This is a genomic window from Alteromonas sp. 5E99-2, assembly GCF_017368475.1.
In the GTDB taxonomy this organism is placed as follows: domain Bacteria; phylum Pseudomonadota; class Gammaproteobacteria; order Enterobacterales; family Alteromonadaceae; genus Alteromonas_F.
On the sequence record NZ_JAFNJE010000003.1, the window covers coordinates 224,286 to 245,938 of the forward strand.

The window sequence follows — 21,653 nt, forward strand, 5'->3', positions numbered from 1 at the left end:
CGTTAAAACGCACAACTTAAAAAGTGAAATTGGATGAATAACCCTGCGATTATTAACCAGCATATTTCTGAATCAATAAAGCATCAAAGGCGTGTACGGGAGTGGTCTTTAGATAAAATGTCTGAGATCACTGGTGTGTCTAAAGCAATGTTAGGGCAAATAGAAAGAAAAGAATCAAACCCGACTATTGCGACACTTTGGAAAATTGCCACAGGATTCCGCTGTTCATTTTCCTCATTACTCAGTCCTTCGTTCAATTTAAACAATTCAAATACCCACCACCCGTTCGATGACCAAAGTAAGATCAACGAAGAAAATATGAAAATTAAAACCTTATTTTCTTACTCTCCTGTTACAAAAATGGAAACCTTTGAAATTACCTTATTAAATAATCATCGTCAGGAATCATCGGCTCATATAAACGGAGTGACAGAACATATCCATGTTTTATCTGGGGAATTAACCCTTATCGATGGAGGTTTAGAGGTGTTACTAAAAGAAGGCGAACAATATATTTTAAATGCCGATGTAAACCATGGCTATCAAGATAACATTGGCAAGACTCGTTTTCTAGATATTATTTACTACCCCTAAGGCAGCGTTGGCGTAATAGATTTATCGACATCGCCTTTTTCAGCCAGCAACTTTTTGAACGTAAATAACTTTGCCAAATTTAAAGCTAGAATAAAATAAAAAGCCTCGAAGATGATCATATCTAAGAATAAGGCTGAGATAAAAAAGCCTACTAGTGCTGCGGAGCAGGCAATATTTACATATTCTAATATAGGATAGTTTGCGATGCCGTTGTTACGACAAAAAGTATAATTTTTATAACTCGTCCAGAACAAAAATAAAAATAGTAAGCCTACAGGTAGCCCAGTATTTGCAGCAAAGTTTAAGAAAGTATTGTGCGCAACATGCACTGAGCGTCCGGGAAACAATCTATTCGATGCCATTTGAAAACGTTGGGGGCCAACACCAAAAACCGGATACTTGGCGATTAAAGAAAGCCCAACGTTCCAAGAAACAATTCTAGGGTTAATCGGCTTTTCAGTATCAGATTTCGCAACATCAATGGTTTCTGTTGAGCGATTAAGCATAGCTCCACCTTGAGTGGCAATAGCACCAACCAAACCAATCATAATGGCAATTTTGAATAATTTTAAACTTTTAAAACGGGCATTTTCAGCATCGGTATTTTCTGTTTTTTCTTCGGGTTCTTTTGGCCAAAGCCCATTTTTATTTTTTTTCTTTGCTTTATATGGCTTAAGTAATTGCAGACATAATATTGTGGTACAAACTAATGCAATCATTGCCCCTCTGGAGCCAAACAAGAATAAAGAGTGCCACAATAAAGGCAATACAGCTAGACTCCCCCACTTCAAAAAGAAATTTTTAATGTAAAAATACCCTAAAAACACAAAAGGCATTCCCATAACAATTAAACAAGAGAGCGCATTTTGGTCGCCAATAGTCGTGCCTGGAGGTGATTTTAAACGACCATCAAAGAACATTGACCAGTTATTATCTAGATATACGTCGTTTGCCCAATAAACGTAATAAACACTGATGTAGGCAAACATGATAGACATGCCCAAAAATGCTTTTTTGTAGACTCTTACGTCACTTAAAATACCTAAGCCAATGAAATACATAATGACAATAGTGTTCATTGCATCTAATACGATTTCAGCCCTAACCCCTGCAAAATAAACAGGGTAAGGACTCAAAATATCGGAAAGGTGCATGAGTACCCACATAATTAAAATTGCAAAATTTTGAGGACTATTATAAATACTAAAATCTACGCCTTTGGACGCAACGGCTTTCATCCAAGCAAGAATCGAGAGGATCGCTAGAATTTTTGATAGCGACATAAAAGTAAAAGAAGGAAATTCCCAAGGCCATACAAAAGAAGGCTGCATTATTCCATTTAGGAAATACAACATAACGGTTGCCCAAGGAGCAGCAACAATTGCCATCGCTGCAACAACCAATAATAAATAGACAGCAAGTCTTACCATTTATTGAGTTCTACTTATTATCATGAATATCATTATCGCAGTATTGTTATTTGGAATAAACGGGCTAGTCATAACAGTATAACAACGAATTGTTATTAGTTGAATATTTTACGGAATTTCACGCAAAATCACTTTTCGTTAACACGCTTTAATGCAGTAAGAGCCCGTTGCCTTGACCCTTTTAATTCGACAATAGGCAGTGGGTAATTATCCCCTAGCGAAACCTGTGCAACATTTAAAATATCGAGTGGTGCTTCCCAAGGTTTATGTATGTACTTATCCGGCATATGAGCTAGCTCAGGGCAATACTGCCTGACAAATGTGCCGTCTTTGTCGAACTTCTCTCCCTGCAACACTGGATTAAATATTCGAAAATAAGGTGCAGCATCAGCGCCACAACCAGCCACCCATTGCCAACTTGCGCTATTGCTGGCCAAGTCAGCATCGCATAAACAATCCCAAAACCAACGTTCTCCATGCCGCCAATCTACCAACAAGTTCTTAATCAAAAACGAAGCAACAACCATTCTTACGCGATTATGCATGTAGCCTGTTTGCCATAATTGGCGCATACCTGCGTCAATTATGGGAATGCCCGTTTTCCCTTTTTGCCAAGCAATGATATCTGCTTCGTTATTCAACCACGGAAAGCGGTCAAATTTTTCTGAATAATTTTTATTGTGCAGCTCAGGAAAATGAAACAAAAGGTAGTAGCTAAACTCTCGCCACCCTATTTCGCTTAAAAACACATCGACACCCTCTTGGGCCATTCCTCCAAAGCGGTCGAGTACTGCGTACCATATTTGATTCGGTGAGATTTCCCCCCAATGTAAATGAGAAGACAACATCGACGTCCCCTTTATTGATGGCACATCTCTTTGCGTTTTATATTGACTTACTGCTTGTGTTAAAAAGTCAGATAACTTTTCTTTAGCGCCAACCTCTCCTGGAACAAAAGAATCACCAAAATTTTTATACCAGTTCAGCGTAGGAAGTAAATTAAGATCAGAGATATCTACTTTGTCGCGAACATTCACGTCTGCGATTATTAATTTTTCAGGACACCTTAGTGGGTACCGTGGTGCTGAAGCCCCTAAACACCCTCTCCTATAATAAGGTGTAAACACTTTATATGGTTCGCCATTGGGTTTATTAATTGTCCATGGCTCCCAAAGCAGCGAACCGTTATAGCTAACACAACCAATACCGTTAGATTTCAGTTCTGTTTTTATATTTTTGTCACGAGCCATTTGCCACGGTTCGTAGGTGCGATTCCATACAACATGAGTTGCACAGATATCTTGTACTAGCTGCGGTAAGATGAGAGAAGGCTTACCTGATAAGCAAATTAACTTTCCATCTAGCTTTTCATTAAGGTGCTGTAGAGATTGATGTAGCCACCATTTGGATGCCCCTCCTAATTGCGCATAGTTTGGTACGGAAGTATCGTAGATAAAGATGGGGATTACTTCACCATTTTGCGCTGCGGCGTTAAGCGCAGGATTGTCTTCTAACCTTAAATCCTGTTTAAACCAGACTATAGTGATGTGATTATTCAATATTTTACCTTAGCAACTTGCGCAAAAACGAAAAGAGTTAACAATCCGTACTAGGGAAGTATTAAAATAGTTCAAAAAGTCTAGCGCTCTTGTTCTTTTAGCCATTGAGTTAGCAATTGAATTTGACCACATTTATATGCAGCATAAGTTAACCGCAGTGCATTAGAAAGTACTTCGCTATCCTTCCATTGGGTTTTGTCTATGATGTCGTTGTAACAATCTTGTGCTTCTGGCGTAATATATCCACGTATAAGCTTTTTACCTTCTTCCTTTTGCTTATTTCTGAAACGTTTTTGTTTCTCTGCGTTTCTTTGCGCTAAAGATTTTTTCTTTACCATGAATATTTATTCCAAATTTTTTTGTCGAACTAGTTTATCATGTTGAGCTGAAGCGAAAAACGACTGTTCGGAGTTGTTTATACGAATAGCATTCGCTACATTACAGCGTCAAATTTGATTAAGGATATTTATGAGTAATCGTCCCAATTCTTTTAGCCGAGAAGACCTTTTGGCATGTAGCCGAGGTGAAATGTTCGGTCCGGGCAATAGCCAACTTCCAGCACCGAATATGTTAATGATGGATAGAATTGTATCTATTACAGAAGATGGCGGAGAATATGGAAACGGCGAAATCATCGCCGAACTAGATATTAACCCTGATCTTTGGTTTTTTCAATGTCACTTCCCAGGTGACCCTGTTATGCCAGGTTGCTTAGGTTTAGATGCAATGTGGCAATTAGTTGGTTTCTTCTTAGGTTGGAGCGATGGCCCAGGTAGAGGTAGAGCATTAGGTGTAGGTGAAGTTAAATTTACAGGTCAAATACTGCCAACAGCTAAAGTTGTAACCTATAAAATTAATATACGCCGTTTAGTTAAGCGTAAATTGTTTATGGGTTTAGCCGACGGTTCAGTGTTTGTAGATGGAAAAGAAATCTATACTGCGAAAAGTTTAAAAGTGGGTTTATTTACCGACACTACCACTTTCTAACAAAACAAAAGCCCCTAAATGGGGCTTAAACTTATTTGATCGACATTCCGAGATGCCTATCTTCGGCTGCCTCTCGCCAGCCACCTAACCATTGAGATCGAGTCTCAGCAGACTGAAATGGACAATTATCTTTAGACCTTCCGCTGATGCCAGCTTGGTAACCTTTCGAATGAGCACGTGTAGATTTATCTCGTTTTTGTCTTTTCATTTATTTGCCTCTTTAAAGTTAGAGATAGCGTTCTCTCAGAGAGATAAACTTTCTTATCAATCTGAGGCGCTATATTATGGATACGTTAATTAAGACAAAAGTTCAAACAAATTACTTATGATTTACATCGATAATTAACTAATCATCTGATGTATAACTACATTTTTGTTGCATTTATTTTTTCATAAAAAATGGTTTTTAATTCCATTTTCTTCTTACTCGCCTAAAGCCTAACAATCCGATAAATGACAGGAGTAATGAAGGCGTAATTGACGCGCCTTGCCTTTCAAAGTCATCCTCTTGTTCGTCACAATTTTGCGGTTGCCCATTTGGAATTGGTGTAAGCTTTAACGCTACACTAGCATCTACAAGCACTTCCGCACCGGTTTCATCTAATGTTGTTTGTCCTAACTCGTCACGAAACGGCAAACTCGCTCTAGCTGTAACTGCTATTTCGCCGTTGTCATTAATACCTGACGCGTTTATGAGCGTATAAGGTGAGTCACATTCAATTAAATCATTAAGGTTAGTAAATACCTCAGTTGAGATATCATAAATGAAGGCTTCTGTTTCAGATACATCAGACGATCCCGCATCTACAACGCCCTGCCCAACGACAATATTCTCGTTGTTCATATCTCGAGGAATAGTCGTTGATGTAGCAAAGAAGCCTACAGGCTCATCAACTTCACTTGATTCTATATTCGTTACGAACATTTTTGTAACGGCACCCGTGTCAGCAACGTCAACAAATGTACCTGCGACAAAATTATTGTTGTTAATCGCCATTGCATCGCTAGCTAAAAAGTCGCCTTGAATTAAAATCCGCGATGTCTGCCCATTAAAAAACATAGCCGCTTCTCTAACAGAAACTTCTGAATATCCAATAGCAATACCGCCGTCATTTATATCAACAGCCTCGCCCGTTCCAACGATAGAGTTATCTTCTTCTTCATCCAACAGTCGAAAAACTTCTGTATCTACAAGATTTCCACTGCCATCAACAGACCAAACGATAGGTCGGATCAGTAACGACCCTGATGTTTGTAAAAGCCCTGAGCTACCACTTGCAGGATAATTTAACTGCCATAAGCACAGTGACTCAGGAATATCTCCGCGAGTTTCTTCGTCCTCACAAGCCTCTACGCTAGCCGTCACACCAGTAGCGGCCACTGTGCCACCCGATCCAGCTACCTGTAGAGAACTATTTATAGAGAACGCATCGCTAAGTCCACCTAAGGTTTGTTCAGGAGGTAATAAAGGCGTTACTGTGTCACCAAACTGAACAAACGCTATGTTCCTAAAGTCGTTAATTACAAACTGACTGGTGATGTTCGATTCCGATGTGAATTCAAAAGATTCATAGGCGTCATCACTTGTTCCAACAAAAAAATCGCCTGCTTCACTGTCTCTTACTATCACTTCGTTACTTTGAGTTAATTGGTCAGTGGTGCGAGAAAACACGTCAAAAGCGAAAAGTTCAGTTGTGGTTTGACCATCATATTCAAAACTTCTAAATGCAGCCAATTTTTGAATAGACGTGGAATTTGACGCAGTGCTTGACCGTATAGCTTCAACAATAAGTTGGTAATCTGCATCGTTAAAATTACCTGCTTGAGAGGAGTCAGGGTCAGTCAAAAGTGTAGATAAAGCCAAACCATCGAAATCAAGTAGAGTTGTATCAATGGCTTGATTAAATAAATTTTGCGTTACAACAGTAACATTTCCTGAATCATCTATAGATTGCGCAAAACTATTTAATGCCAGATCGTTTATTGGTAAAACTTCGATATCATAAACTTGCCCATTACTTGAGGCGCTTAACATCAATGTAGCCAACGCACTGGCTAGAATTGTTTTTCTCATTATCATTCCCATTACTGCTGTATGCTTTGTTGCATACTTTCTAATTCATCCCAACGTGAATACGCTTCGCCTAAGGCTTTTTCCGCTTTCGACAGCGCTTCTAAGACCAAATTTGAGTCTGTTTTATTAAAGAAATCTGGCTCATTCACTTGAGATTGTAATTCTTCTATTTGTGATTCTAACTCATCTATCTTAATAGGTAACGTCTCTAATTCTCGACTGTCTTTATAAGATAATTTTTTTTGTGCTTTAGGCTTAACAACTGAAGTCTTAAGACTGCTATCTTTTGTTTCAGTTCCCTGAACTTTATCAGCATTTTTGTTATGCTCATACCAATTAAGCATATCGGTGTAACCACCTACAAATTCGCGCCAAATTCCATTATTTTCGTAAGTTAAACAACTAGATGCGACATTGTCGACAAATTCCCTATCGTGGCTTACCAACAAAATGGTTCCTTCGTAGCCAATTAGCAATGTCTCAAGCATTTCTAACGTGTCTACATCAAGGTCATTGGTCGGCTCATCGAGAATAAGGACATTGCTTGGCTTAAGCATTATTTTCGCAAGTAACAATCGATTTTTTTCACCACCAGATAACGACCTGACAGGGGCATTAACTCTGTCAGGTTCAAACAAATAGTCTTGTAAATAACTGATAACATGGCGAGGATTGCCGTTAACCATTAGGTCTCGTTTTCCATCGCCTACAGTATCAATAACTGTTTTGTCTAAATCTAACTGACTTCTATGCTGATCAAAATAGGCTACTTCAATGTTGGCTCCATGCTTTATTTCACCGCTCGTCAGTGGCAAGTCGCCCAACAAACCTTGAATAAGAGTACTTTTCCCACACCCATTAGGGCCAATTAAAGCGATTCTGTCTTTGCGCATTACATTGAGGTTGAGTGATTGAGCAATCACCTTTTCTCCGCGATTAATGGCAACGTCAACAACGTCAAATACTCGTTTACCACTTCGAGCTCCAGTGCTTTGACTCGCCATTACCGAACCTTGAAGTTCTCTGCGTTTTTTCCGCTCGGCTCTTAGTGCTTCTAGCGCCCTAACCCTTCCCTCATTACGGGTTCTTCGGGCTTTAATCCCTTGGCGGATCCACACCTCTTCTTGCGCAAGCTTTTTATCAAATTCAGCTTGCTGTGTTTCCAAGATGGCTTGATCTTCTGCTTTCTTTATTAAATAGGTTTCATAGTTACCGGGGTAACTTGTTAAAACTCCGCGGTCTAAGTCAATGATCCGCGTACTCATACTGCGAATAAATGCCCTATCATGGCTAATAAAGACAATTGCGCCAGAAAACTGCTTTAAGCTGTCTTCTAACCACTTGATCATAGCAATATCGAGGTGGTTAGTGGGTTCATCTAGTAGTAATAAATCAGGGCTTTGTACCCAAGCTCTTGCCAACGCGGCTTTGCGTCGCCATCCTCCCGATAACGAGGACAATAATGCATCTCCGTCTAAGCTAAGGGTCGTCAGTGTTTGTGAAATACGTTGTTCTATTTGCCACCCGTTTACACTGTCTAACTTATCTTGAATAACTTGTAAGCCAGCCAAGTTTTTTTCACTTGGATCTTCGGTTACATCGTTTAACTTAGCTTGGTAAGCTTTTAGTAATTCACCGGCTTCTTTAAGCCCTTCAGCCACATAATCAAAGATAGAAATGTCATTTCGCTCAGGGGGATCTTGTTCTAATCTAGCGACGACACAGCTACTGTCTAAAATACGCTGTCCGTCATCGGCCTGAATATCACCCGCAATCAACTTCATTAATGTTGATTTACCACTTCCATTGCGGCCAACAAGGCATACTCGCTCGCCTTCATGAATGTTCAAATTCACGCTATCAAGTAACGGCGGAGTACCGAAAGAAAGGTGAATATTTTTTAACTGAATTAAGTTGCTCATTTAATAAGTGCTATTCGGTAGATTAATACAAAAGGCAATATCATATTTGCCCGTCTAATTGTTAACGTGTTTTCGCAAAATACGCTGTGAATTTGCTTAATCATCACCAAACAGTTCCCAACATTTGTGTATATTAGTGTGTCGTTTAAAATCTTCGGGTATGGTTTGCTGGCTAATATCGTTTGCCATTAAACCAATTTCATTTAAGGCGTGTACATCCAACTTAAACCCTCGTTTATTATTGGAAAACAAAATAACGCCACCTTTATTTAAACACTGTTTTGCTTGGGTAAGTATTCTTATGTGATCACGCTGTACATCCCAGGTTGCACTCATTCTTTTTGAGTTAGAGAACGAAGGAGGATCAATAAATATAAAGTCGTATTTACCATTGTGATCATCTAGCCAGCTCGTACAATCTGCCTTTACAAAACGATGAGGACCTTTTATACCGTTTAATTCAAAATTATCTTTTGCCCACTCTATGTAGGTGTTCGACATATCAACAGTTGTCACTGACCGAGCTCCGCCTAATGCCGCTGCAACCGATACACTCCCCGTGTATGCGAACAAATTAAGTACATCTTTGCCTTTAACTTGCGATTTTACTCGTTGGCGTGTTTCACGGTGATCCAAAAACAACCCTGTATCTAAGTAATCCCATAAATTCACCCACAACATTGCGTCATTTTCATTGATTTGAATACGCTCGTTGGTTTGAGATAGCTTCTCGTACTGGGCATTGCCTTTTTTCTGTTCTCTGACTTTCAGAACAATGTTTCTGCTTGTGGTATTAACCGCAGCGGGCAAATACAACATGACATCTTGCAGCCGTCTTTTGGCTTTGTTTTCATCGATAGTTTTAGGCGGTGCATATTCTTGTACCACGTAGTAGTCATCATATTTATCAACGGCAACATTATATTCTGGTAAATCAGCGTCATAAATACGATAGCAATTGGTGTCTTGTTTTTTAAGCCAAGGCTTTAGGCGTTTGATATTCTTTTTAATGCGATTTGCAAAAGGGTGGTCTTCTTCCCTGTGTATGTTTTCTAAGTTGCCTTCCGACAGAGAATAATTAACGAGCTTACATTCGAGTTTCCCGTTCATTATATTGTATTCTTTGTGAGCTCTCAGTTTTAATGCTCGTAAAAGGTCGCGATTGCTGGTTAGCAAACTTACCTGCCAGCTTTGCCAATGGTCTTTTAATTGTGAGCCCCATTGCTGAAACACAGGTAATAATTCTGATACGTCGCTCAGTCTCTCTCCATAAGGAGGGTTTGAAACTAAATAGCCTGCCTCGCCTTTTGGCGCAGAGAGTTTGATAACGTTTGCAACATCAAACTTGATATAATCATATACGCCAGCTGCATCTGCGTTTTTCTTAGCGACAAACACAAGATCGCGATCGAGATCAGAAGCATAAATAGGTTGTTTAGGTTCAGTTTGTTGTTCTTCAGCAGCTTCGATTAAGGTCAGCCATTTAGTGTCATCGTGCCTGTGCCATAAATCAAACCCCCACTGTTTACGCTTTAAACCCGGCGCAATATTCGCAGCTAAAAGCGCAGCTTCAATGGCTAAAGTTCCAGAACCACACATAGGGTCGATAAAGGGCTTATCGGCTTTTTCCGCCCAACCACTGCGGCGCAACATAGCTGCCGCCACATGTTCTTTAAGAGGCGCATCGCCCTGATCTTTACGGTAGTGACGCTGGTGTAAGCTCTTGCCCGACAAATCAATACCAATACTAATATTGTCTCTTCTACAGCGAGCGTAAACCACTATGTCAGGGTTCATCTTATCAACACTTGGCCGTGTATCTTCCAACTCTAAAAAGCAGTCAACAATACCGTCTTTAACGGTTTGAGCACCAAATTGGGAATGATTAATGACTTTATTGGTACCGTTAAACTGCACAATAAAAGTACCACTACTGGCAAAATGCGATGGCCAATCCACGTTATTCGACAATTTATACAAATCGTCTGCTGATTTAATATTCCCAGACACGCATTCCCATAGCACTCGGTTTGCCAAACGAGACCATAAGCACAGGGTGTAAGCGTCTTCTAATGAGCCATCAAACGACACGCAGCCAGGAGAAAGTTTAGTTTCGGCTTCGGGAATGAGCTGTTTAATTTCAGCATCAAGCAGTTCATCTAAACCACGGCTGGTAGTAACGAGTATTTGTGTCATAGGGCTTCTACAATTTGATTAATCAGTTCAGGGCCTTGGTAAATAAAGGCCGAATATACTTGCACCAGCGATGCGCCAGCAGCGAGTTGGTTAAGGGCCGCTTGTGGACAGTCGATTCCCCCCACACCAATAATAGGAAGGGTTCCATCGAGTTCAACAGCAAGTTTTTTAGTTACGCGTAACGATTGCTCAGTTAAAACAGAGCCACTTAAACCGCCCGCTTCGTCGCCATGACTCAGGCCCTTTACAGCGTCGCGAGAAAGCGTAGTATTGGTTGCAATTACGCCGTCCATCTTGGCGTTTATTAATGATTTAGCGATACTTTCTATTTCTTCATCACTTAAATCTGGCGCTATTTTTACAAAAATGGGCACATAGGTATCGTGTTTATCGGCTAGGACTTTTTGCTCATTTTTAAGACCTGTTAATAGGTTATCTAGCGCTTCACCGTACTGTAAATTTCGCAACCCTGGGGTGTTAGGAGATGAGATGTTTACCGTAATATAATCACAATGGCCATAAGCTTTATTTAAACAGATAAGGTAATCGTCTAAGGCCTTTTCTTCGGGAGTATCTTTGTTTTTCCCTATGTTGATACCTACAACACCCTTGGATTTTACTTTCTTTACTTCTTCAATAAGGTGGTCAATTCCCTTATTGTTAAATCCCATTCGATTAATGATGGCCTTCTTTTCTGGCAATCTAAAAATTCGCGGTTTAGGGTTTCCAGGCTGACCTTTAGGAGTAATAGTGCCTATTTCAACAAAACCAAACCCCATATTTAAAAAGGCATCGACGCACTCACCATTTTTATCTAACCCTGCGGCCAAACCAACAGCGTTTGGAAAGGTAATTCCAGCAACGGTAACTGGTTTATTTATCGCGTTTTTTTTGTATAAAGCCGCGAAAGGCGTACGTTGAGTTGCTTTTAAACAACCGATAGTTAAATTGTGTGCCGTTTCAGGTTCTAATTTAAGTAACGCCGATTGAGCTAGTTGAAGCATAGTGATTCGCCTGGTAAAAGTCATTGATACAAAAAAGCCCTGTTAAACAGGGCTTTTTTTAACAGGCTGTAGTTTAATGGTTTGACTTCATGCTTAAAAGCATCAATTCACGTAATGCGACAGAAAACTTCGCAAATTCGTGTGTTGAACTGGTTTTAAACTCACTCATCATCAAATACCAGCGTTTTAGCAAGGTTTCATTTTGAGAAATCCAGCTCTCTAACAAGTTTTCATCTTTTCCGACCTTGTTGTGCAATAAGTTCGATGTAATTGATCTCTGCTGCCAGTCTAGCTCTTCTCGGTAAGATGCTCGTGCCAGTGCTTGCCAATGATTACTCACTGCTTGGTTGGTGATTTGCTCTAAAAACCAATGTAATTCAAGTCTGAATCCGACTTGGAAGTATAATGGCGCGACAACAGACAAATCAGTGCCAGATTCAATACTGACTTGCGCTAAATCAAGGGCACAGAACAAGTTACTAAAACACGCTACACGATAAGAAAGTGCTTTGGGCACACCTTTTTGCTCCAGCGCTTTGGCACTGTTTTCTAAGGTGGCGTACTCTTCTTCTACTAAATAGGTAGACAGGTTTTCGAGCAAATTATTCATTGCCGGAGAATAATCGGCAATAGCACCTTCTATAGAGTTACTCGTATCGCCATGTCGTATAAACCAGCGAGTGGTGCGTCTTAGCAATCGTCGTGCATTTTCAAGCATTTTTAACTGAGTTTCAGATTCTATTTTGTTATCGAGAGATTCTATTTGTTTCCATAAATTCTCAATATCAAATACGCCTTTAACCACGCTATACGCATTGGTTATTTCAACAATACTCGCGCCCGTTTCTTCTTCCATTCTAAATACAAAGTTTAACCCCATGTCGTTAACCATTTCATTGGTCAACTTAGTCGCAATAATCTCACTTCGTAGAGGATGCGACTGCATATTGTTAGCATAGGACTTTCTTAGTCGTTCAGGGAATGCGTTAATCAATAATTTCCCATGATAGGCATTATTGGTAATTTCTTCTGTATTGAGCTTTTCTTTCAATACCATCTTCCCATAAGCAATAAGAACACACAGCTCAGGACGCGTTAATCCTTGATTTGTAGCAACCCTATCGGATATTTCATCATCGTTCGGTATGAACTCTAACTCTCGGTTTAATGCCCCTTCTCGCTCTAAACCATGGATAAAACGAAGCTGCTCTTTAATTTGATTCACGCCACCCAATTCTGTAATCGAAAGAGACTGGGTTTGACGATAGCAATCTTGAAGTACGAGCTCTGAAACTTCTTCTGTCATATCGTACAATAAAGCATTGCGTTGCTTCATTGTCATATCGCCACTTTGAACGAGTTGATTCAGTAATATTTTAATGTTCACTTCGTTATCTGAGCAGTCAACGCCGCCTACGTTATCGATGAAGTCGGTATTAACTCGACCGCCATTGGCTGCGTACTCTACGCGACCAAGTTGAGTTAATCCTAGGTTGCCCCCTTCACCAACAATTTTAGCTTTAACTTGTTTGCCATTAACTCGAACACTGTCGTTTGCTCTGTCACCTACATCGGCATGAGATTCTTTTTCGCTTTTAACATAGGTGCCAATACCGCCATTCCATAGTAAATCTACATTCATTTGCAGTATGTTATGAATAAGCTCGTTGGGCGTCATTTCACCTTTTTTCGAATTCAAACAGGTCTTCATTTCAGGTGTGAGCTTGATTGACTTGCTCGCCCGACTAAATACACCGCCGCCTTTACTGATCAAACTTTTGTCGTAGTCATCCCAAGTTAAACTTGGGTCTTCAAACAAGCGCATTCTTTCTTTGTAACTCTTTGCCGCATTTGGACTAGGATCAAAGAAGATATGCAGGTGATTAAAGGCTGAAATCACTTTCGTCTGTTCAGACAACAACATACCATTACCAAACACATCACCGGCCATGTCACCTACACCTACACAGGTGAACTCTTTGGTTTGGCAATCAATACCGATTTCTCTGAAGTGACGTTTAACAGACTCCCATCCGCCTTTCGCAGTGATACCCATTTTCTTATGGTCATAACCGACGCTGCCACCAGACGCAAAGGCATCGCCTAACCAGAAATTAAAATCTTCAGATATTTCATTCGCGATATCTGAAAATGTTGCGGTGCCTTTATCGGCAGCAACGACCAAATATGAGTCATCTTCGTCGTGTCTAACAACATCTTTTGGTGGAACCAACTTCCCGTCGACTATGTTGTCAGTGATATCTAGCAGACTGCGAATAAATAATCGATAACAGGCTTTTCCTTCTTCAAAAAAGGCTTGTTTACCCCCTTCTGTTGGCGGTTTTTTACAAATGAACCCGCCTTTCGCACCCACTGGCACAATTACCGTGTTTTTCACTTGTTGGGCTTTAACTAACCCTAGGATTTCAGTTCTAAAATCTTCTAGTCTATCGGACCAACGCAATCCACCGCGAGCTACTTTTCCGCCCCGTAAGTGAACCCCTTCTACACGAGGGCTGTAAACGAATATTTCATATTTGGGCAGGGGTAATGGCATTTCAGGAATAAATTCAGGCTGAAATTTAAATGAGATATACGACTTGTCGTTTCCTGCGTCATCAGGCTGATAAAAATTCGTTCTAAATGTGGCTAAAATCATATCTAGATAGCGACGAATAATGCGGTCGTCATCTAAATTCGATACGTTATCGAGTAAATGATGAATCTTTTCAGAAACCGTTTTCGATTTAGATTCGCTACGCTTTATTTTAGGATCAAATCGAAGATCAAAAAATTGGACTAGCAGTCTTGCTATGTCAGGGTATTTAGATAGCGTATTGGCCATATAGCTATGACTAAATGAACTCCCCGTTTGACGCATATATTTTGCGAACGCTCTGAGAATAGTGACTTTTCTTCCTTCTAACCCTGCGCCTAACACTAAACGGTTAAATGCGTCGTCTTCAAGCTCCCCCTCCCATACATTAGAAAAAGCAAATTGAAACAATGCCTGTGCTTTTTCCATATCTAATGACGATGTGCTTTTATAAAGCATACTAAAGTCCATTATCCAATGGGTATTTCCTTCCGCACAGGTAATTCGATAGGGACTTTCATCAATCACTCTCAAACCAAAGTTTTCTAAAATTGGCAGCACATCAGATAAGTGAATGGGCTCGTCTTTGTGGAAGAGTTTTAATTTTACAATGGGGCTATCAGTTGCTTCTTCCTGAGGCCGATAAAACAACATATCCAAAGGTTTTTTCGTGGTTAAATTTTCTAATTTTTCAATATCAACTAAAGCTGCACTGGGTAGATTTTCTTCCATGTAACTTGGAGAAAAAGCATTGGCATAGCGGGCTTCTAATGCCTTACCCGCGCCTTCACCACATGAAGAGCGTATTGAGGACGCTAACCGGTCGCTCCAGCTTTTTGTCAGTTCAATTAAATTCTTTTCAATTTGTCTCACATCAATGTCCAAATTATTGTTGTTTACCTGTGCGATATAATGTGTTCTGGCATATACAGATTCGGAAAAATAGGTTGTAAATTCAACTTCTCCAATGGCATCAAATGAACGCTGTAACAACTCTTGTGTACTTTTTCTAAGTTTGGTGTTGTACCGCTCTCTGGGCACAAATACCATGCATGAGAAGAAACGCCCGAAACTATCTTTACGAATAAATATTCTAGAAATTCCACGCTCTTGCATTTGAAAAATGCCGGTAATAATTTGCGCTAATTCAGTTTCTTCTGTTTGCAGTAATTCATCTCTTGGGTATGTTTCAATAATATTGAGAAACGCTTTATAAGAGTGAGTTCCAGGTTTAAAGCCAGATAACTCACAGACTTTTTTGATTTTCTCTTTCAGAACAGGTAAATCTGATGCTTTACTATTATAAAAACCTGCAGAAAATAACCCTATAAACCTATGCTCACCTATTACTTGGCCATCTGAATTGAAGGCTTTAACTCCTATGTAATCCATTTGAGCCGGTCGATGAACACGGGCTTTTGTTTTAGTTTTAGTAAGTAACAATGGCGCAGAACTTAATGCAATATCTCTAGCTGACGGAGGAAGCTTGGACAGTAAACGTTCTCGTTTACTGACAGAGTTTTTCATCAAACCTAAGCTCGAATCAATATCGGGTACCCATAAATGGTCGCCTTCAATCGCTTCTACTTTATAGTAACGATAGCCCATTAATGTAAAGTTATGGTCATTAACCCAATTCAGAAAGGTTAAAGACTCCTGTCGCACAGGTTCACTGGCAGGACATTGTAAATCAGAAAATTGTGTAATAACCGATTTCATCTGTTTTGTCATTGGCTGCCAATCACTTACAGCAAGCACAACCTCATCTAGCACAGACTGCAATTCAATCGTTAACTCAGACAGCGCTTGTTCTGAGTTTTGGCGATCGATTTCTATTAAAAATACGGTTTCTTTGTTGACCGCATCATCACAGTCCGTATCAAATAAGCTTTCGATTTTGTCGTTGACTCGACTAAAGTAAATTGGACTATGTAACAATAAATGTGAGGTTATATTTAACCTATTAAGTGTCATTCGCACCGAGTCTACAAGAAATGGCATATCATCAACGATGATTTCAATAATTGAATGAGACGACTGCCAGCCATGGCTTGCTATATTGGGATTAAACACCTTAATATGAGATTGGTTTTTATCGTAAATCTCAAACGTATTCCACAAACTGATAGTTGCACCGTATAAATCACTATCTGTGCGACCTTCAAAATCGTCCACCGACATATTTGTGAATAAAAGACCGGCAAACTGTTTTACCTTCTCTACTTTTTCAGGGGTGATTTTTTTTTCTATTAATGCAAATACATTATCTATTAACACTGACGGTTTCTGAGTCGAGGTAATCATAAACAACCTTAATAAAAGTACTTAAACGTGCTTTGTTGAATAGTTCTCTTATTCAACACTGGGCAATATCTTTAACACTCTCTTTACAGCATAGATAAAATTACAAAAAACACATAAAAAAAAAGGCCTTACGGCCTTTTTAATCAAATAAAAAATCAAATGTCATTTTTTCTGGTTGTTCCACCAAAGTAAATTAGCAATAGCGGGTAGCACAAATATCGCTCCCATCATGTTTACAATGAACATAAAGGTTAACAACACCCCCATATCTAGTTGGAACTTCAATGATGAGAAAACCCAGGTACTAACACCGATAGCTAGCGTAATACCGGTAAATAACACGGCGCTTCCTCGTTCTTCTAATGCGTTTAAGTAAGCTTCTTGAACTGACTTTCCTTGCTTAATCTTGGTATTCATCGTAGATAAAATATAAATACCATAATCGACGCCAATCCCCACTCCTAACGCAATAACCGGTAATGTAGAGACGGTTAGGCCGATACTTAATTGCGTCATCAACGCTTGAGCCAATACAGATACGACATATAACGGTATCACTACCGACAAGGTTGCGCGAATGGATCTAAAACTGATTAAACACAGCAAGATAACCGCTGCAAATACATATAACATCATTGGATCTTGTGCCGCACTAACAGCTTCATTAGTCGCCGCCATAACACCCGCAGGACCTGATGCTAATTTAAACATAAGATCATCGGTTTGATACTCATTTCGGTAAGCTTTCACCCCGGCTACAACGTTAGAAATCGTTTGAGCCTTATGATCTTCCAAAAACAAAATAACCGGCATAACAGAGCAGTCATTATTCAACAAACCCGATGAAGTAGGAACACGGCTTATAGCCTGAACCATAGTTTGTTGATTTCTTGGTAACACTTGCCACTTAACATTCCCTTCGTTGTAGCCAGCATTCACCCGTTTAGCCACTGACGCTAAGCTCACAGCAGATTGCACTCCAGATATGTTCTCCATTTTCCACTGAAAATCGTCAATGGCTTTCATAACTGAATGGGATGTGCAGGCTTCTGTACTTGTTTCTACAATGACAGAAATATAATCAACGGTAACTTCGTACTTGTCAGTAATCAATGCGGTGTCTTGATTATAACGAGATGATGCCTTTAACGCTGGAGCTCCCGCATGTAGGTCGCCTATTTTCATATTTTTCGAAACGGTTAAACCAACACCGAATAAAACAACCGTTATTATTACAATAATAATAGAGTTTTTATTCTTACAGCAATGTGACAACCAAACCCACAGTACTAAAGCTCGTTTTTCTTTTTCTTCAAATTTTTCGACAATTCGCTCACTGTGTTTTAAGTAGCTCATTAAAACAGGTAAAAGAATTAAGTTAGTTAAAATGATTACGGCAACACCAATACTTGCAGTAATCGCCAATTCGCGAATAATACCAATATCAATAACCAGTAGCGTCATGAACCCTACAGTGTCAGAAAGTAGTGCTACCCCACCAGGAATAAGTAAACTACAAAACGCTGCATTTGCAGCTTCAAAAGCATTATCTCCCGCGCCAATTCTCTTATCCACGGTATTAATCATTTGAACACCATGACTTACGCCTATGGCAAAAACTAAAAATGGGACTAAAATCGACATGGGATCTAAACCAAACCCAAGTAAGGTAAGTAATCCCATTTGCCATACAACTGCAATGACGGAGCATAGCAAAGGAAGTATTGTCAGAATGACTGAGCGGCAAAAGAAATACACCATAATTGCCGTAATAGCGATGGCAATAGCAAAGAAAAGCACGACATCTTTCGCTCCTTCTGCCACATCTCCAATCATTTTCGCAAACCCAATAATATGAATACTGATGCCGTTAGATTCAAATTGCGTTCTTAGTTTTTCTTCCAAATCATTAGCTAGTGCCAAAGTGTTAAGTGGTTCACCTGACACAGGGTCAATATCAAGTAACTGCGCAGTGACCATAGAACAAGAAAAATCATTGCTTACCTGTCTTCCTACTATGTTGGCTTTTTCGACATTTTCAGCGACCAAAGCCAGAGCCTCTGGACGTGCTGAATCAAAATCTGAAGGAATGACGGGGCCACCAGAAAATCCGCCTTCTACAATTTCTGTAAAACGAGTTGATGGAGAAAAGAGCGATATAACCAATGAACGGTTTACACCATTTATGAAAAATAATTGGTCATGGACCTCTTTTAATGTGTCAAAGAAGTTTTGATTGTATATATCCCCAGATTCATCGCATACAGAGACTAGTATATTATTGGCGCCACCGAAATTCTCGCGATGTTTAATATAGGTTTTCATATAACTATGATTAAGAGGGATATTTTTTTCAAATCCTGCATCTAGCTTTAGCTTTGAAGATTGATAACCTAAGAATACGGTGACGAGAGCAAAGAAAACAATCACCAAAATACGGTTTGAAAAAATGGCTTTATCAGCAGCTTGCGTAATTTTTGACATAGTGACAATTTACCGAAGAGTAAGAGGACGAATACCGCCAGCAGTCGCTGCGATAACCGTGTTTGCATGGTAGACCGCGTTTAAAATTGCGTTCTTATCTTTTGTTTGAGAAAGTTTAACTGCTTTTGATTGGTCGCAACTTTCTGTATTCGAATTCAGAGCTTCGTTAATTGGAAATGACATGTTTAGCAGAGTACCGTTATTCCCCATAGCCAACATGTCACCATTGGGTAAATGAAGTAGCGAGTTAAGCGTTGAAGTTGAGCACGTTTGGATGCGGTCCCATTGGACACCATCTTCTGAATAAAACGCACTTCCTCTCAAACCTACTGCTAGTATACCGTTTGAATCATTGCCTACTACGGCTTTGACATCGAAAAACGAACCATAATAATTAGTTTCAAATCGCTTCCAGGTTTTTCCAGAATCATCGCTCACCGCTAACAATCCTGATTCTCCCGCCATTAAAAGCTGACCATTATGTTTAGATATTCTATTCAAATGAGGAAGTATAGAGTCTAGTTCTTGAATATAATACTCTTCGCTTTCTTTGCGTACATCTTCTAAATATTCTTGATCTAGCGGGTCGAGTAACTCAGCATGTCTTTCTATCACCCATGTTTCACCACCGTTGACCGTACGTAAGAACAAACCGTATGCACCAATAGCAAAACCATGATTTTCATCTATGAAAATCATATCCAGCACTGGCTTTTCTAGGCTTGAGTCGAAATATTGTACACCCCAGGTTTTTCCCGCATCAGCAGAATGTAAAATCACTGAATCGTGACCTGCTGCCCAAATATGTTGTTCTACAATTGCAACCGAAGTCAAAGTGGATTGAGTAGGTACCTGAACTTGTTGGAAGTCCCCCTCGCCCTTTGCAATTAATACGTGACCACGCTCTCCGACAACAACAGAAAAGTCTCCTGTAGTTGCAATATCTAATGCAACAGAATCTTTTGCTAAGGGTGCAATAAATGCCGTTTCTTCACTAAATGAATAGCCAGAAACGAAAAATAGAACAACAAAAAGATAAGAAAATCGTGTCAATTTAAAACCTTTGTATCAAAAACGTTTAAGAAAAAAAACGGCTGGTAAATCCAGCCGTTCATTGTGTTACCTCAAGCCTTCTCGCCTTAAGGCTTGGGGAGAAAACTCTCGGTCATTAACCTTAATATCAAAATCATACATATTTTCTTCGTTATCTAGGCCCAGAGCCAAATAACGCCTTGAATTAAGGTCGTGAAACACTTCAAGTGTAGTCCAATGCGTAGGGACTTCATAATAGTTAACGCCATGAGCAACACCGACTCGATAAAGCTCATCACGGTTATCATACATATCAACTACCTGTACCTGCCAGCTGTCTTCATCAATGAAGAAAACCCGCTTTTGGTAAATATGTCTAAACCCTTCTTTTAATGTTGCTTCTACTACCCAAACTCTGTGTTTTTCATAGCGTGTAACATCAGGGTTGATGTGTAATGGGCGAATTATATCTTTATACTTCACCTCATCACTGTGTAGCTTGTAATTGTTATACGCTACATAAAGTTCCTTTTTACCTTTCAGCTCCCAATTATAACGATTAGGAGAACCATTGAACATATCAAAATCATCAGTTGTTCTTAGGCCATCTGCCGCTGTTCCTGGCGTATCATAGGCAATGTTAGGCGCTAAACGAACACGACGTTGCCCTGTATTGTACGTCCACGCTTTACGAGGCTCTTTAACTTGATCAACCGTTTCATGAACAAGCAAAGCAGTACCCGCCAAACGCGCAGGTTTAGTGATTTTTTGCTTGAACATAAACAAAACATTATCTTCTAACAACTGCTCCTTCGTCGCTGATTCTTGAGAGTACTTAATTAATAGTTTCTCATCAAAACCAATAACGTTGTAGCCGCCGCTTGCTGTTACAGCAGCTTGGCCTCCAAAACGATGTACGGCTTCACCGCGATAACGCAAGATGTGATTCCAAATGGCTTCTAGGCCATTTTTCGGAATGGGGAAAGGAACACCCGTAGCTGCACCTTTCAACCCGTTACCGCCATCGAGTAATTCCGCATTCGTCGCGTTGACTAACGTTGCGTCATAAATATTTTGAGGATTAGAAGCCGTTCTACGAGTTTCATAAATAGGCATTTTGTAGGTATCACTATATACCTCGAATAACTTAACTTGCCCTGGAGACAGCAAGTCTAGATATTCTTTGTAGTTTTGCCCGGTAATCTCAAATAGTGGTTTGTCTTGAGGGAATGGGTCAATGTGAAAACCGCCCTTTTTGTATCCTTCAGGTGCCTTGGTAATACCGCCAGTCCACTCTGGAATAGAGCCATCGGCATTCCCTGCTTTTTCACCACCTAAAGGGGTTAAACTTGTACCTAATTTACTCGCTTCATCTGCAGTTATTTTTGCATCAACTGATGCTACTGTTCCTAAGCATAGTGCTAAAGCTGCCGCGACAACATTATATTTAATTTTTTTCATAAAACCGCTC

At 39.8% G+C, this 21,653-nt stretch carries 14 protein-coding genes; 2 read left to right on the forward strand and 12 right to left on the reverse strand.

What is annotated here, in order from left to right; translation table 11 throughout:
• The first annotated feature begins 33 nt into the window (after window positions 1-33).
• On the forward strand, window positions 34-594 hold the full coding sequence (locus J3L16_RS04875) for an XRE family transcriptional regulator (RefSeq protein ID WP_207611770.1): 561 nt from the start codon (window positions 34-36) through the stop codon (window positions 592-594).
• On the opposite strand, the gene J3L16_RS04880 is transcribed toward J3L16_RS04875, so the two are convergent.
• The 3 genes from J3L16_RS04880 to J3L16_RS04890 form a co-directional block, all read right to left on the reverse strand.
• Window positions 591-2,024, reverse strand: coding sequence for an O-antigen ligase family protein (locus tag J3L16_RS04880; RefSeq protein WP_207611771.1), 1,434 nt, complete (start codon window positions 2,022-2,024; stop codon window positions 591-593). The genes J3L16_RS04875 and J3L16_RS04880 overlap by 4 nt on opposite strands.
• Before the next feature lie 128 nt (window positions 2,025-2,152).
• Window positions 2,153-3,583: a deoxyribodipyrimidine photo-lyase gene (locus J3L16_RS04885; protein ID WP_207611772.1), complete on the reverse strand. Its 1,431-nt coding sequence runs from the start codon at window positions 3,581-3,583 to the stop codon at window positions 2,153-2,155.
• Window positions 3,584-3,663: 80 nt separating this feature from the next.
• Window positions 3,664-3,921: a hypothetical protein gene (locus J3L16_RS04890; protein ID WP_207611773.1), complete on the reverse strand. Its 258-nt coding sequence runs from the start codon at window positions 3,919-3,921 to the stop codon at window positions 3,664-3,666.
• Window positions 3,922-4,051: 130 nt separating this feature from the next.
• Here J3L16_RS04890 and fabA point away from each other — a divergent pair, with 130 nt between their 5' ends.
• The gene (gene fabA / locus J3L16_RS04895) at window positions 4,052-4,570 is read left to right on the forward strand and encodes a bifunctional 3-hydroxydecanoyl-ACP dehydratase/trans-2-decenoyl-ACP isomerase (RefSeq protein ID WP_207611774.1); all 519 of its coding nucleotides are present in this window, start codon (window positions 4,052-4,054) and stop codon (window positions 4,568-4,570) included.
• Window positions 4,571-4,601: 31 nt separating this feature from the next.
• On the opposite strand, the gene rmf is transcribed toward fabA, so the two are convergent.
• From rmf to J3L16_RS04940, 9 genes are all read right to left on the reverse strand, one after another.
• Window positions 4,602-4,778, reverse strand: a complete 177-nt coding sequence (gene rmf, locus J3L16_RS04900; protein WP_207611775.1) for a ribosome modulation factor — start codon at window positions 4,776-4,778, stop codon at window positions 4,602-4,604.
• A 198-nt stretch (window positions 4,779-4,976) separates the two neighbouring features.
• Window positions 4,977-6,644: a DUF3466 family protein gene (locus tag J3L16_RS04905; protein ID WP_207611776.1), complete on the reverse strand. Its 1,668-nt coding sequence runs from the start codon at window positions 6,642-6,644 to the stop codon at window positions 4,977-4,979.
• An 11-nt stretch (window positions 6,645-6,655) separates the two neighbouring features.
• The gene (locus J3L16_RS04910; RefSeq protein WP_207611777.1) at window positions 6,656-8,566 is read right to left on the reverse strand and encodes an ATP-binding cassette domain-containing protein; all 1,911 of its coding nucleotides are present in this window, start codon (window positions 8,564-8,566) and stop codon (window positions 6,656-6,658) included.
• Window positions 8,567-8,662: 96 nt separating this feature from the next.
• Window positions 8,663-10,762: a bifunctional 23S rRNA (guanine(2069)-N(7))-methyltransferase RlmK/23S rRNA (guanine(2445)-N(2))-methyltransferase RlmL gene (gene rlmKL / locus J3L16_RS04915; protein WP_207611778.1), complete on the reverse strand. Its 2,100-nt coding sequence runs from the start codon at window positions 10,760-10,762 to the stop codon at window positions 8,663-8,665.
• The gene (pyrD, locus tag J3L16_RS04920) at window positions 10,759-11,766 is read right to left on the reverse strand and encodes a quinone-dependent dihydroorotate dehydrogenase (protein WP_207611779.1); all 1,008 of its coding nucleotides are present in this window, start codon (window positions 11,764-11,766) and stop codon (window positions 10,759-10,761) included. Before pyrD ends, rlmKL begins: the two co-directional genes overlap by 4 nt.
• 73 nt (window positions 11,767-11,839) lie before the next feature.
• Window positions 11,840-16,666 carry an NAD-glutamate dehydrogenase gene (locus J3L16_RS04925; protein WP_207611780.1) on the reverse strand — a complete coding sequence of 1,609 codons (4,827 nt, stop codon included), beginning with the start codon at window positions 16,664-16,666 and terminating at the stop codon, window positions 11,840-11,842.
• Between the two features lie 162 nt (window positions 16,667-16,828).
• Window positions 16,829-19,150 (reverse strand): MMPL family transporter, encoded by a 2,322-nt coding sequence (locus J3L16_RS04930; RefSeq protein ID WP_207611781.1) that lies wholly within the window; start codon window positions 19,148-19,150, stop codon window positions 16,829-16,831.
• 9 nt (window positions 19,151-19,159) lie between these two features.
• Window positions 19,160-20,203, reverse strand: coding sequence for a YCF48-related protein (locus J3L16_RS04935; protein WP_207611782.1), 1,044 nt, complete (start codon window positions 20,201-20,203; stop codon window positions 19,160-19,162).
• Between the two features lie 66 nt (window positions 20,204-20,269).
• Window positions 20,270-21,643 (reverse strand): DUF1329 domain-containing protein, encoded by a 1,374-nt coding sequence (locus J3L16_RS04940; protein ID WP_207611783.1) that lies wholly within the window; start codon window positions 21,641-21,643, stop codon window positions 20,270-20,272.
• Window positions 21,644-21,653: the final 10 nt, after the last annotated feature.

Bases quoted from the DNA above. Each gene is read 5' to 3' on its own strand.
- J3L16_RS04875 (WP_207611770.1), top strand. From the start codon at position 34: ATGAATAACCCTGCGATTATTAACCAGCATATTTCTGAATCAATAAAG.
- pyrD (WP_207611779.1), bottom strand. From the start codon at position 11,766: ATGCTTCAACTAGCTCAATCGGCGTTACTTAAATTAGAACCTGAAACG.
- J3L16_RS04910 (WP_207611777.1), bottom strand. From the start codon at position 8,566: ATGAGCAACTTAATTCAGTTAAAAAATATTCACCTTTCTTTCGGTACT.
- fabA (WP_207611774.1), top strand. From the start codon at position 4,052: ATGAGTAATCGTCCCAATTCTTTTAGCCGAGAAGACCTTTTGGCATGT.
- J3L16_RS04890 (WP_207611773.1), bottom strand. From the start codon at position 3,921: ATGGTAAAGAAAAAATCTTTAGCGCAAAGAAACGCAGAGAAACAAAAA.
- J3L16_RS04930 (WP_207611781.1), bottom strand. From the start codon at position 19,150: ATGTCAAAAATTACGCAAGCTGCTGATAAAGCCATTTTTTCAAACCGT.
- J3L16_RS04905 (WP_207611776.1), bottom strand. From the start codon at position 6,644: ATGAGAAAAACAATTCTAGCCAGTGCGTTGGCTACATTGATGTTAAGC.
- J3L16_RS04940 (WP_207611783.1), bottom strand. From the start codon at position 21,643: ATGAAAAAAATTAAATATAATGTTGTCGCGGCAGCTTTAGCACTATGC.
- J3L16_RS04925 (WP_207611780.1), bottom strand. From the start codon at position 16,666: ATGATTACCTCGACTCAGAAACCGTCAGTGTTAATAGATAATGTATTT.
- rmf (WP_207611775.1), bottom strand. From the start codon at position 4,778: ATGAAAAGACAAAAACGAGATAAATCTACACGTGCTCATTCGAAAGGT.
- rlmKL (WP_207611778.1), bottom strand. From the start codon at position 10,762: ATGACACAAATACTCGTTACTACCAGCCGTGGTTTAGATGAACTGCTT.
- J3L16_RS04880 (WP_207611771.1), bottom strand. From the start codon at position 2,024: ATGGTAAGACTTGCTGTCTATTTATTATTGGTTGTTGCAGCGATGGCA.